This window comes from Asticcacaulis sp. AC402 (assembly GCF_000495835.1).
In the GTDB taxonomy this organism is placed as follows: domain Bacteria; phylum Pseudomonadota; class Alphaproteobacteria; order Caulobacterales; family Caulobacteraceae; genus Asticcacaulis.
On record NZ_AWGC01000006.1, the window covers coordinates 207,360 to 219,227 of the forward strand.

At 60.9% G+C, this 11,868-nt stretch carries 9 protein-coding genes and 1 tRNA gene; 7 read left to right on the forward strand and 3 right to left on the reverse strand.

Annotated elements, in window-relative coordinates; translation table 11 throughout:
- Window positions 1-85: 85 nt before the first annotated feature.
- Window positions 86-1,237 (forward strand): VWA domain-containing protein, encoded by a 1,152-nt coding sequence (locus ABAC402_RS24515; RefSeq protein WP_023448306.1) that lies wholly within the window; start codon window positions 86-88, stop codon window positions 1,235-1,237.
- Between the two features lie 69 nt (window positions 1,238-1,306).
- Window positions 1,307-1,714, forward strand: a complete 408-nt coding sequence (locus ABAC402_RS24520; RefSeq protein WP_023448307.1) for a DUF805 domain-containing protein — start codon at window positions 1,307-1,309, stop codon at window positions 1,712-1,714.
- 232 nt (window positions 1,715-1,946) lie between these two features.
- Here ABAC402_RS24520 and lipB read toward each other — a convergent pair whose 3' ends face one another.
- The gene (gene lipB, locus ABAC402_RS24525) at window positions 1,947-2,798 is read right to left on the reverse strand and encodes a lipoyl(octanoyl) transferase LipB (RefSeq protein ID WP_023448308.1); all 852 of its coding nucleotides are present in this window, start codon (window positions 2,796-2,798) and stop codon (window positions 1,947-1,949) included.
- Between the two features lie 260 nt (window positions 2,799-3,058).
- Between lipB and ABAC402_RS24530 the strand changes: the two genes are divergently transcribed.
- The 4 genes from ABAC402_RS24530 to ABAC402_RS40420 all read left to right on the forward strand — a co-directional run bounded on the left by ABAC402_RS24530 (window position 3,059) and on the right by ABAC402_RS40420 (window position 7,979).
- Window positions 3,059-3,316 carry a FliM/FliN family flagellar motor switch protein gene (locus ABAC402_RS24530; RefSeq protein ID WP_031235182.1) on the forward strand — a complete coding sequence of 86 codons (258 nt, stop codon included), beginning with the start codon at window positions 3,059-3,061 and terminating at the stop codon, window positions 3,314-3,316.
- A 183-nt stretch (window positions 3,317-3,499) separates the two neighbouring features.
- Window positions 3,500-3,584: transfer RNA gene (locus ABAC402_RS24535), tRNA-Leu, on the forward strand.
- A 172-nt stretch (window positions 3,585-3,756) separates the two neighbouring features.
- Complete coding sequence (gene mgtE / locus ABAC402_RS24540) at window positions 3,757-5,256, forward strand: magnesium transporter (RefSeq protein ID WP_023448310.1); 1,500 nt, start codon at window positions 3,757-3,759, stop codon at window positions 5,254-5,256.
- Between the two features lie 137 nt (window positions 5,257-5,393).
- A complete protein-coding gene (locus tag ABAC402_RS40420) occupies window positions 5,394-7,979 on the forward strand; it encodes a glycoside hydrolase family protein (protein ID WP_023448311.1) in 2,586 nt (861 codons plus the stop codon).
- Between the two features lie 268 nt (window positions 7,980-8,247).
- Here the strand turns inward: ABAC402_RS40420 and ABAC402_RS24550 are convergent, their stop codons facing one another.
- Complete coding sequence (locus ABAC402_RS24550; RefSeq protein WP_023448312.1) at window positions 8,248-10,092, reverse strand: patatin-like phospholipase family protein; 1,845 nt, start codon at window positions 10,090-10,092, stop codon at window positions 8,248-8,250.
- A gap of 171 nt (window positions 10,093-10,263) precedes the next feature.
- Here ABAC402_RS24550 and ABAC402_RS24555 point away from each other — a divergent pair, with 171 nt between their 5' ends.
- Window positions 10,264-10,668: a DUF1489 family protein gene (locus ABAC402_RS24555; protein ID WP_023448313.1), complete on the forward strand. Its 405-nt coding sequence runs from the start codon at window positions 10,264-10,266 to the stop codon at window positions 10,666-10,668.
- Between the two features lie 314 nt (window positions 10,669-10,982).
- Here ABAC402_RS24555 and panC read toward each other — a convergent pair whose 3' ends face one another.
- Complete coding sequence (gene panC, locus ABAC402_RS24560) at window positions 10,983-11,837, reverse strand: pantoate--beta-alanine ligase (protein WP_031235184.1); 855 nt, start codon at window positions 11,835-11,837, stop codon at window positions 10,983-10,985.
- Between the last annotated feature and the right edge of the window lie 31 nt (window positions 11,838-11,868).

An 11,868-nucleotide genomic window follows, 5' to 3' on the forward strand; every position in this document is an offset into this window, starting at 1 on the left:
CGCCGTGACGACCCTGGCACGCCGTTCTTATCGTTTAGAAAGCTTTTTGCGCCGCCTGAGCGCAGATAAACGCGGAAACGTCCTCATGATTTTCGCGCTCAGTTCCTTTGTCGTCCTGGGCTTCGTCGGCGCGGCGATCGACTTTTCGCGGGTCGATTCTGCCCGCCGTCAGTTGCAGGACGCTGCCGATTCCGCCGTCCTGCGCACCATGGCGATGAAGTCGGCCTCTGACGAGAGCCGCGCGTTGGCCGCCGACAAGGCGTTTGCCGAAAACTTCGCCCGGCCAGGCGTCTATGGCGTCGCTGGCGAACTGAACCGTGACGTCAGTGACAATGTCATTAGCCAGACCTATACGGTCAACGCCACAGTGACCTCCTATTTCGGTGCTTTTTTTGGCAAGGACAGTTACCCGGTGTCGGTAGTGTCCCAGGCGCAGACCTCGCTAGACATGTTCGAAATTGCCTTTGTCCTCGACACCACCGGGTCCATGGCTGAGGCCAACAAGATGCCCAACCTCAAATCGTCGGTCGATGCCGCCATGGCCAGCCTGCTGGACGACAGCGGCAACAACCTGTCGGGCAGCAAGATTGCTGTCGTGCCCTTCAACACCCAGGTCCGTCTCAACGCTGCCACCGTAACTGCCGTGACGGGCCAGGGCCTGTTGACGGGGGCAGGGAACTGCGTTGTCGACCGCGATCGCCTTTCCAATTACGATGTGTCCGCTGATCCAGCGGAGAAGATCAAGGTGAAATCGCTTTATCCGCTTCGCAAGTGCGAGGAAAGCAGCCTGAAGCCTGTTCAGGGCCTGAGTGACAACATCACTTCGGCGCGCAACTTCATTAAAACCCTCCAGCCTGGTGGCTACACCAACATTACCATGGGCGTGCAGTGGGGCGTCGAAGTGCTGTCACCGAACCAGCCCTTCACCGATGCCAGCGCATTCGGCAGCGACTCGGCGCGGAAATTCATGATCGTCGTGACCGACGGTGACAACACCAAGAGCGAAACGAGCTGGAACTCCAGCGTCATCGACAAGCGTACCGCCCTGGCCTGCCAGAACGCCAAGGCCAAGGGTATCACTATCTATACCGTCAAGATCATCCAGGGCAATTCCAACATGCTGCGCCAATGCGCCAGTGCGCCGGAATACTTTTACGACCTGACCAATGCCAACCAGCTGAATGCGACCATGGCCGGCATTTTCAAGTCGATCAACAAGACCCGCCTGTCGCTGTAGTTTCGCTTGGTCGTCCGCTCGGGTTTGGTATAACAAATCCTCAGGGATTGACGACGAACGGAGCGCTGCATGAATCCGAAGACAGACTGGGCCGAACTGTTCTTCTCCGCCAACGGGCGGATCGGGCAGGTGCCCTTTACCATTGCCGCGGCCCTGTTGCTGGTTGGGGTTGCCGTCTATCAATCGGCCTTTCAGGGGCCGATCGAATTCGTCGCTGGCATTGTCGTCTATTCTGCGGTTGTCTTCATGGGCGCCTGCGTCCTGGCCAAGCGGCTGCACGACCGCGGCCGCTCGGGCTGGTGGGCGGTGGTGATCCTTCTGGCCGTCGTCATGGTGTGGCCGCAGCCCAATGGTTTCTTTGACTTCCTGGCCGGCCTGGTGGTCCTGTGGGCGGTTGTCGATCTCTGTGTCATGCCCGGTGAACGGGGTGACAACCGCTACGGCAAGACGCTGTTTCGTACGAAATCAGTGGCCTAATTCCGAGCCAACCGCGAAGCGGTGCGTTAAGGTAGGCGGGTCCACGGATTGGACAGATTAATACCAACCCTCGATGACCTTGACTCATCGTGGGTTGGCAAGCGCGACTGCGCGCCCGAGCTTTTGCGAGGAGCCATGCGGCGCCTGAGCTGAAAAAAAAACGAATACCAAGCGTCATTCTTTTTGAGGCTTGGTATAAGTTACTGAATAATATGCGTAATCTGTGGGCAGTTTATTCTGCCTCTACGGGCCCGAACAGCTTTGTGAAACTCCGCATCAAGGCGTAGTCGACCTCATCCATGGTCACGGGCAGGCCGAGATCGAGCAGGCTGGTGACGCCGTGCTCACGAATGCCGCACGGGACGATGCCTCCGAAATGCGACAGGTCGGGTTCGACGTTCAGGCTGATACCGTGAAAACTGACCCACCGTCTTAGCTTGATACCCAGTGCGGCTATTTTGTCTTCCTGGTAGGTGCGCTCAGGCGCCCCAGGGCGAATTTCTAATTCGCCCTTCTCGTTAGGCGTGTCCCAATCTGCTTGCAGATTGGGTGGGGCGCCGCGCATAAGCTCGGGCGGGCGCTCACCCTTGCCGGCTGACACAAGGTCATCCGGAGACACAGCATAACCTTTATCCTTGCGCTCGACCCAGACGCCGACGCGGCCGTCGCGGATATGGCCTTCGACATTGAACTGCCACAGGGTGTCGATAATCCACTGTTCCAAAGCCTGGACGAAACGGCGGACGTCCTTGTGGCGGCGGTTGAGGTCCAGCATGACATAGACCACCCGCTGACCCGGACCGTGATAGGTGTATTGGCCGCCGCGCCCGGTGGCAAAGACGGGAAAGCGCTCCGGCGCAATCAGGTCGTCCGCTCGGGCCGAGACGCCGGCGGTATAGAGGGGTGGATGTTCGACCAGCCACACCATTTCCGGCGCCTCACCCGCCAGGATGGCGGCGACGCGCCTCTCCATGAAGTCGACCGCCTCCGGATAGGGGACAGTGGCGGGGGCCACGACCCATTGCGGCGGGCTGGCGTCGATTTGGCTGTGGAAACCTGGTTGCGTTAACCCATCATAAAACATGACACCCCATTGAGAGACTGTTTACAAATATGTACGGTCGGCCTGCAAAGGGCCGTTCTCTGCGCTTCCGGTGCCCACGTACTACGTGTTAGTTGTGCTAACGCTTCGCTCATTGAGCACGGTACGTTCCGCTCCGGTTCTCGAAACCAGGCATTTCGGCTCAACCATACACATTTTCAAAACAGTCTCTGAGTTATAAAGTTTTAAGAGGCAAGGGCCTAGTGTAGGTCTTTAGCCGGTATTGGTGAGGGTGGTAACGCGTGACGTCGTCTCAGGTAGGTGCGGTTCCGGTCGAAATCTCTGTGCTTCTCGGGCGTTCGGTCCTGCCGATGCAGCAACTTCTGCGGATGGGCCGCGGCGCCGTTATTCCGCTGGATGCGCGAGAGCATGATGAGGTGTGGATCCTGGCCAACAATCATCCGGTGGCCCGTGGCGAAATCCAGATATTCGAGGAAAAGATTTCGATCGTCGTCACCAAGTCGGCCAATGTCTACGACTTTATGGCGATAGGTTCATAATCGCGCTCAGACACCGCCGCACGGACGGCGCCGATGGCTCGTCCTAAGGCGGGGGGCTGGTCCTGCTTTCCGACGTCCTTGCCAGGCTGCGTACAGCCTGGAGGAATTATTCCGCGACCGCTTGAATTAAAGACTTCACAAAGCCTGAAACAGTTGCTATCTGCCCGCCTCTCCGGATGACGTGCGGTCGTGGCGGAATTGGTAGACGCGCAGCGTTGAGGTCGCTGTATCGCAAGATGTGGAAGTTCGAGTCTTCTCGACCGCACCAGCCTTCGTGAACGAAATGCGCGAACGCTGGCTCTTCTAAGCGTAGCAAAGGCCGTCGGTAAAGCCCCGGTTTGCTACGGCTCGGCAAGCCATCGCTGGTTCCCACGGCAGACGGAGATCCGGCATGGGCAAACAAGGAAACGCTATCGCGCGCTGAAAAGGGGGACTGGGCTATGAGCCAGACATCGGACACCCCGCAGAAGCCAGATAGCTCCAGGCTTTCAGCCGAAGACGTCATACTGAAAGCTGACGCCATCCTGACCACCCCAGAGGACATCGAAGACTTTGCCCTCAAGGACGACTACGCCCTAAATCCGCAGTATATCACCCTGGTTATCGACGCCGCTGACCGCGGCGACGGCATGCGCCTGCGCGAACTTCTCGACGCCCTGCGTCCGGCCGACATCGCCGACTTGCTGGGTTTCCTTTCGGAAGACTACCGCGAAGAGGTTATCCCGTGGATTCCGGCCGACGCCCTCGCCGAAGTGCTGCCGGAGCTGGATGACGACATCCGCGATGAGGTCATCGAGACCCTGCCCACCGCTGACCTGGCCGAAGTGCTGCAGGAACTCGACTCCGACGATGCTGCCGCCGTTTTCGAAGACCTGGAAGAGGACCAGCAAAAGGCCGTCCTGGCTGCCATGCCCCTGGCCGAGCGAGAGGCCATGGCCACGGCCCTGACCTACGAAGAGGAAACCGCCGGCCGCCTGATGCAGCGCGAAGTCATGGCGGCACCGAGCTTCTGGAATGTTGGCCACACCCTGGACCATATGCGTCAGGCCGGCGACGACCTTCCGGAATTGTTCTTCGACATCTACGTTATCGACCCGTCGCACAAGCCGATCGGCGCCATCGCGGTATCGGTGCTGATGCGATCCAGGCGTGAAGTGACCCTGGCCAGCCTGATGGAGCCAACGACCGAGATCGCTATCGATCAGGACCAGGAAGAGGTCGCCTATATCTTCGAGAAATACCATTTGATCTCGGCGCCCGTCGTCGACAACTCGGGGCGGCTGGTCGGCCAGATCACCGTCGATGACATCGTCAACATCATCAAGGAAGAGCATCGCGAAGATCTGCTGGCCCTGGGCGGGGTTTCCGATGACGAGGGCCGCGATGCCAGTACCTTCGACATGTTGAAGTCGCGCCTGCCGTGGCTGTCGGTCAATATGCTGACGGCCTTCTGCTCGACCTGGATCATCTCGGCCTTCCAGGACCAGATCCTGAAGCTTGTCATCCTGGCCACCTTGATGCCGATCGTCGCCTCGATCGGCGGCAATTCCGGTACCCAGGCGCTGACGGTCAATGTTCGAGCCCTGGCGGCGCGCGAGCTGACGGTGGCCAATGCCTGGCGCACCCTGTGGCGTGAGGTGCGCGTGGCGTGGATAAACGGCGCGGCACTGGGCTTTGTCCTGTCGATCATCGCCACCCTGCTGATGTGGAATACCCAAATTCAAAAAGACTGGCATGGTGCGCTGGGACTGGGACTGGTCATGTGGGGGGCGGTGGTCATTAACTTCACCGCCGCGGCCCTGGCGGGCACGCTGATGCCGCTGGGTTTGTCGAAAATGGGTCGCGATCCGGCGGTAGCATCGCCCATCTTCGTCACCATGGTGACCGACACGGTGGGTTTCTTCAGCTTTCTGGGCCTGGCGGCCCTCGTGCTCCTTTAAAATAAAGCAGAAGACACTTGTCAGTGTTAAACGGTCTGTGGTTTGCTACGACGGGGCGTAAGTGGCGCAAAACGTCTTGTTTTGGGTCAGAGGTGGGTTAGTTTCACTCGCTGTAAGGCTAGGTTAGGGTCATTGGGATGAGAGCGCGTCAAAAGGTCTCCCGCGCCGGGGTCGAGTTGATCAAGAGTTTCGAGGGGTTGCGATCGAGCGCAGCCCGGCTGCCGGATGGCCGCTGGACTCTTGGTTATGGGCATACCTTTTCGGCCCGCGAAGGGGCGAAGGTTACCCAGGAGGATGCCGATGCGCTGCTGCGCTTCGACCTCCTGCCGATCGTCGACACCCTGAACAACCTCGTGCTGGTGCCCCTTAACCAGAACCAGTTCGATGCCCTGGTGTCCTTCTGCTTCAATATCGGCGCCGACAATTTCGGTCAGTCAACCGTTCTGAAGCGGATCAACGAAGGTCGCATGACTGAGGCCGCCCTGGCCATGGATGCCTGGCGCTCCGCAGAGTTCAACGGCCAGACCTATGTGCTGGCACCGCTGATCCGCCGCCGCGCCGCCGAAAAAAACCTCTTCCTGACTCCGGACGAAGCGTCCGGCAATGCGCCGACACTGCTCGTGCGTCCCGTTGAAGACTCCGGGGGCGCCGCTGTTCAAACTTCGGAACTGAATTCACCGGACCGCGGTGGCATCCTGTCGGCCTACCCCGTCGGTGTCCAACAGGCGCCTGAACCGACCGTCATGCCGACCGTGACACCGCACGTGACGCAGCCGTCGGCCTTGCCGGCGGACATGTTGTCGCCCTATGCCCGTCCTGCCCCGGCCACCTTCGGAATGCCTGCGTCGCAGCCGCTGGTTCAACCGCTTGCCCAGCCGATGGAACGGGTCGTTGAGAGCTTGCCGGAGGGCCTGGTGGCTTCCAGCGCCATGCGCGAAACGCCGGTCCGTGAAGAAACGACCAGCCCCTATGCCAGTGTTGCCGGTAGTGCGGATCTTGAACCGCAGATGAGCCCGGAGGTGGCGGCAGCGATTGCCCGCGCTCAGGAGGAGCAGCGCCTGCGCGACGAAGCCCTGCGTCAGTCCCAGGCCCTGGCGGCCTCTCGTGCCGCCGATGAAGCCCGGTTAATGGAACTGCAGCGTCTGGAACTGGCCCGTCTGGAGCAGGCCCGTCTTGAGCAGGCCCATCTTGAGCATACCCGTCTTGAATATACCCGTCTTGAGCAGGCCCATCTTGAACGGGCCCGTCTTGAGCAAGCCCGCCTTGAGCAGGAAAATCTGGAGCGCGAACGTCTGGCGGCAGCCGAAGCCATGCGGCTGGAACAGATCCGTCTTGAACAGGAACGCCTGGACCGTGAGCGCGCCGCTGAAGCCGCACGTGCGGAGCAGGAACGCCTGGAGTTTGAACGCGCCGCCTCAGCGGCGGCAGACGCGGCGCGACGCGAACAGGGCCGGCTCGAACAGGAGCGTCTGGAGCGCGAGCGTGCCAGCGCTGAAGCTGCGCGTCTCGAGCAGGCCCGCCTTGAAGATGAACGCCGCGAGCGCGAAGCGCGCGAACGTGAAGCCATGGAGCGTGAAGCCATGGAGCGGGAAGCCAGGGAGCGTGAAGCCAGGGAGCGTGAAGCCAGGGAGCGAGAGGCGCGCGAGCGTGAAGCCCGCGACCAGGCTGCCCGGGATCAGGCTACCCGCGACCAGGCTGCGGCGACTGCTCAGCCCAGCAGCGAAGAGGCCGAAAAGATACGCAAGGCCGAGGCAGCCGCTGCTCTCATGCGGCTGTATTCGCCCTACGGTGGCGGCGCCCTGGGCCGGCCCCTTGGGTCTCCGATGGCACGTCCGGCGCCTGCGCCAACGCCTGCGCCTGCGCCTGCGCCTGTGTCAACGCCTGCGCCGGAAGAATTTATCAATCACAGCGTGATCGCACCGCAGTCGTCGCAATCGACGCCGATCGAAATTTCAAGCCGTCCGGAATCCATTGCGACGAAACCCGAACCCGAAGTGATCGAAGACGAGCCGGCGATTGGCGGCTTTACCCCATTCAAGCCTGTCGTGTCGCCATCGGCCATGCCGGCACCGGTGATCACGGCACTTAATCCTTATGCCAAGCCGATTGGCGCCAGGGTCGAGCCGCAACCCGCGGCCGTCGCGGATGTGGTTGAAGTACCGCGTCCCAAGGCCGTCGACCTGGCGTCCGCGCCCGTACCAGACCTTTTCGCCAAACCCGTGCTTGTGAAGCCCGAGCCGTTAAAGGTCGAGCCATTAAAGCCCGAACCTGTGAAGCCCGAAATTGGCCGTCCGGCGCAATCGGCCCACTGGCGCGAACAGCTTCAGCGGCCGCTGCCCGAAGGTTATCGCGGGTCAGATACGGTTCAGCCCGAGCAGCAGGGCAGCCTGCTGAGTGCGGCGACCTATGAAGACGACAACAACGCCTGGACGCTGGATGGCGACCGTATCGCCTTGTCCTCGGAAGAGATGCACGAGGAAGGCGCCAGCTGGGGCAAGATGATTGCCCGCACCATGTGGTGGATATTCATCTCGGTGATCGGCCTGGCGTGTCTGGGCGTTGGCGCTGCGGCCTGGTTCAAGTATCAGGATCCATCCGTGGCGCGGCTTGGCATGACCGAGGATTTCCGCAACCTGTCGATTATCTCGGCGGCGCTGGGCATCTTCTTCGTCTCGGTTTCGGTGTGGCTCATCATGAAGCGCCTGGGCGGACTCAAGGACTAGAGCGGGATGGCTTCAGGTAGAATCGCCATCACGCTCTAATACCAACCCGCGATGACCTTGACTCATCGTGGGTTGGTAAGCGCGCCAAAGAACGTTCTGGGGCGCCCGAGCTTTTGCGAGGAGCCATGCGGCGCTTGAGCTGAAAAAAACGAAGACCAAGCGTCATTCTTTATGAGGCTTGGTATAAGTTTTTGTTTTGTCGCGCAATTTTTCCGAAAACGGGGCGCCCGTGCGGTGGGGTCCACTTTGTCGGATTGCGCTCTGGTATTCAGCCAAACAGACTGAACTTCGTTCCCTGCTTTTGCGGGGGCTGTGACGCCAGCTCGACATAGCTGTCATCCGGCGTGAAGGCCGGAATGTTGGGATGGAGACTGACGCCATGCTTGCGTAGCGTCGTCACCGGCGAATCCAGTTGGGCCAGGGTCGCCACCGTCGTCTGGTAGCCGTTCTCCACCGCCCTGTCGTAGGCCTTCCAGTCGCGGATCTCCACGCCGGCGGGTTCCGGAATGATAAGCAGGTCGGTTGCGGCGCGCGACTGGGCCAGGTCGGCCGCCGTAGTGATGGTGGCCGAACGCATCAACACTGAAACGATCGGCGGACCACGCCGCCAGTCACCGCGGGCGAACCAGCCGGCGAGGTTCTTCGGCACGCTCAGCGCCTTCGGGTCGACACCGCGCGCCCGGGTGACGTCGACGCCGATCACCGTGCCGAGATGAGCATTGCGCATCATGGTCGCCGGGAAGGAACGCATGACGGCGCCGTCGACCAGGACTTCGCCGTCCTCTATCACCGGTGGCATAACGCCCGGCAGCGAAATTGACGCCCGCAACGCCTTGCGCAGCGAACCGGTCTTGTGAACCTTCAGCGTGCCCGTGGTCAGGTTTGACGACAGGCAGAAATAGGGCAAGGGCATGTCCTCGATCTGAATCTCGCCGAAGTGTTTCTGCAAGCGTTCGTCGACCTTGCGGCCGCCGGTCATGGCCAGGAAGGGAAAGGTGACGTCGTCCAGCGGTGACGAGTCGACGAAGGCATCGCGGATACGCCCTTCTATCTCGGCATCGTCCCACTGCAAGGCCAGGGTGGCGGCGAGGATGGCGCCCATCGATGAGCCGCAGACGAAATCGATTGGGATGTGGGCTTCGCGCAGGGCCTGGATGGCACCGATCTGCGAAAAGGCTCGCGCGCCGCCGCCGGAAAAGACGATGCCGACGCTATGGCCGGCGATGATCCGCGCCAGCCGGCCCAGATCATGGATATCATCAGGACACATGTGAAACCAGCGCGTCGGCTTAACCTGATCCAGCCAGGCGCGCGTGCGCCCGTTGGCATGGTGGGTCCTGGCGCGGTCAGACGGATACATCAGCACCAGATCGGGCGCGCGATGCAGGAGCGATTTTTCGCCCTCGACCTCGATGGCGTCGGGTTGTTCGCAAACGTCGGCCAACAGGAAGACATGGTCGACCTGGCGCGAACTTAGCAGCCGCCAGTGGGCTTCATGGCGTTCCGCCGCATGCAGGACATAGTCGTTTTCGGCCTCGATGTTGGAGAAGGCTTCGGGCGTGGTCCCATGGAAGCTCTTGTCGAGTACGGCGACCTTGTAGCCCAGGGCGCGGATCTGGACGGCGACGCGTTCAACCATCGGGCGGATCGGCTGGTTGCAGATGGCGTAGAAGGCAAAGACATTGGGCGTTAATGCCGGGACGTCCCGGCGAACGCGCTCGATGACCTTGCGTGACAAGGCCAACAGGAGGTCCGGTCGCGAATCGATCAGGGTCAGGAAACTATCGCGCGGCATGGCAAGAAGATCGGAATCGCGCAAGGCCATGACGGTGTAACTGTGAGCCGTCCCCGCCAGCAAGGACATTTCGCCAACCGGCTCCCCTGGCTTGATGATACCGATCAGGCTCAGTTCGTCGTGATCTTCATCGTGGCGAAAAACGCCAAGCCGGCCGGAGCGCAACAGGTAGAGGTGGTCGGATTCGTCGCCGGTATTGAACAGGCGTGAACCGCCGGGCAGCGAAATCAGGCTGGCACTTTCGCCCTGGACGGTGCCGAACAGGCTCTCCAGCGCCTGCTGCAGAGAAGTCCGTGGAAGGAGGTCGTCTTTCGCCATACGCTTTGGGTACCTTTACGCGTTTCCGTCTTTATCTTCCCATAGGATTGCGCCTAAAGACTCAGAGCGCAATCCGAAAAGTGTGGCTCAGCCGCGCGGGCGTCCCCGCTTTCGGGTAGATTGCGCGTAAAAGGCTAAAGACCCGTTTACCAGGTTTTCCATAAGGCAGTGATGACTGATATCCACATTATGAAGCTGGCAGTCGGCGCCGACAGCCTGGAAGATATTCTGCGTTGGGAGCACGAGCGTGGTCTTGCTGAGGTGTCCTGCATCCATACGCGTCATCGCCCGACACGTTGGGAGGAGCTGATCAACGGCGGGTCGCTGTACTGGGTGGTCAAGGGCGTTATCCTGTGCCGACGTGAGATCGTGTCGTTCGATTATGTCGAGGCTGAGGACCACTGGCTGATCGGGCTCAAGACGAAGAACATCCTGACCGAGGCCCAGCCGCGCCGGCCTTTCCAGGGCTGGCGCTATCTCAAACCGGCTGATGCGCCCAGGGACCTGCCGACGGGCGACCAGGGCGACATGACGCCGGAACTGGCGCGCGCGCTGAAAGAGGCGGGTGTGTGGTAGAAACCTGGTTGCCGCGGAGCGGCAGATTCGGGCTGGAGCGCAATCCGATAAAGTGGAGGCTAACGCACGGGCGTTCCCGTTTTCGGGTAAATTGCGCGACACAACAAAAACTTATACCAAGCCTCATAAAGAATGACGCTTGGTATTCGCTATTTTTCAGCTCAAGCGCCGGACTAGGCGCCCCCCGTGGCTCCTCGCATCGACTCGGGCGCCCCAGAAACGTACACTGGCGCGCTTGCCAGCCCGCGATGAGTCAAGGTCATCGCGGGCTGGCATTAGAGCGGGGTTTTGATGCCATCAAAACACATGCCGTTCTAAACCGCGATGTTGTCGATCAGCCGCGTCTTGCCCAGCCACACGGCGGCCAACAGGCGGCGCGGCAGGCCCGCTCGAATTTCACCTAAGGTTTCGGCGTCGCGCAAGGCAACATAGTCGATGTGGCCAAAACCAGCTGTTGTCAGCGCGTCCTTCGCGCCGGCAATGACGGCCTCCGCGTCTGCACCCGACAAAACCGCAGAACGGATTTCCTCCAGCTCTGCATGCAGCCTGGGCGCAATCGCACGTTCCTCTCTCGACAGGTAGGCATTGCGCGATGACATAGCCAGGCCGTCAGCCTCGCGCATCGTCGGGTAAGGGACGACCTCGAGCCCCAGGTCGAAATCACGGACCATGGCGCGGATAACGGCTAACTGCTGGAAGTCCTTTTCGCCGAACACCGCCAGGTCAGGACGCACCTGGTTGAACAGCTTCATTACCACGGTAGCGACCCCGGAAAAAAACTGTGGCCGGACGTCGGTTTCCAGTCCCATGGCCGGGCCTGTCATCTCGATACGGCTTACGAAACCCTGCGGGTACAGTACATCCACGGTCGGCAGATACACCAGGTCGCAGCCTGTGCTTTGCAGCAGGGCGATGTCGCCGGCTTCGTTGCGCGGGTAGCGGTCCAGGTCCTCGGATGGCGCGAACTGAAGCGGGTTGACGAAGATCGATACCACCACCTTGTCGGCGCGGGTCCTGGCATGGCGGACCAAAGCCAGATGGCCCTCATGCAGGGCACCCATGGTCGGCACGAAGGCGATTTTGGCGCCATCCTGGCGCAAAGCGGCGACAGTGGCGCAGAGCGCTGCAACCGTCGTCACGCGGGTTAACGGGAAAGCAGAATCGGGCATGGGACGTCCGGCATTAACCATAGCTCCTAAC

What these genes read in the sequence shown, in the direction of transcription:
- ABAC402_RS24515 (WP_023448306.1), top strand. Translation starts at nt 86, where the DNA reads ATGATTTTCGCGCTCAGTTCCTTTGTCGTCCTGGGCTTCGTCGGCGCG.
- ABAC402_RS24555 (WP_023448313.1), top strand. Translation starts at nt 10,264, where the DNA reads ATGACTGATATCCACATTATGAAGCTGGCAGTCGGCGCCGACAGCCTG.
- lipB (WP_023448308.1), bottom strand. Translation starts at nt 2,798, where the DNA reads ATGTTTTATGATGGGTTAACGCAACCAGGTTTCCACAGCCAAATCGAC.
- ABAC402_RS24550 (WP_023448312.1), bottom strand. Translation starts at nt 10,092, where the DNA reads ATGGCGAAAGACGACCTCCTTCCACGGACTTCTCTGCAGCAGGCGCTG.
- ABAC402_RS24520 (WP_023448307.1), top strand. Translation starts at nt 1,307, where the DNA reads ATGAATCCGAAGACAGACTGGGCCGAACTGTTCTTCTCCGCCAACGGG.
- mgtE (WP_023448310.1), top strand. Translation starts at nt 3,757, where the DNA reads ATGAGCCAGACATCGGACACCCCGCAGAAGCCAGATAGCTCCAGGCTT.
- panC (WP_031235184.1), bottom strand. Translation starts at nt 11,837, where the DNA reads ATGCCCGATTCTGCTTTCCCGTTAACCCGCGTGACGACGGTTGCAGCG.
- ABAC402_RS40420 (WP_023448311.1), top strand. Translation starts at nt 5,394, where the DNA reads ATGAGAGCGCGTCAAAAGGTCTCCCGCGCCGGGGTCGAGTTGATCAAG.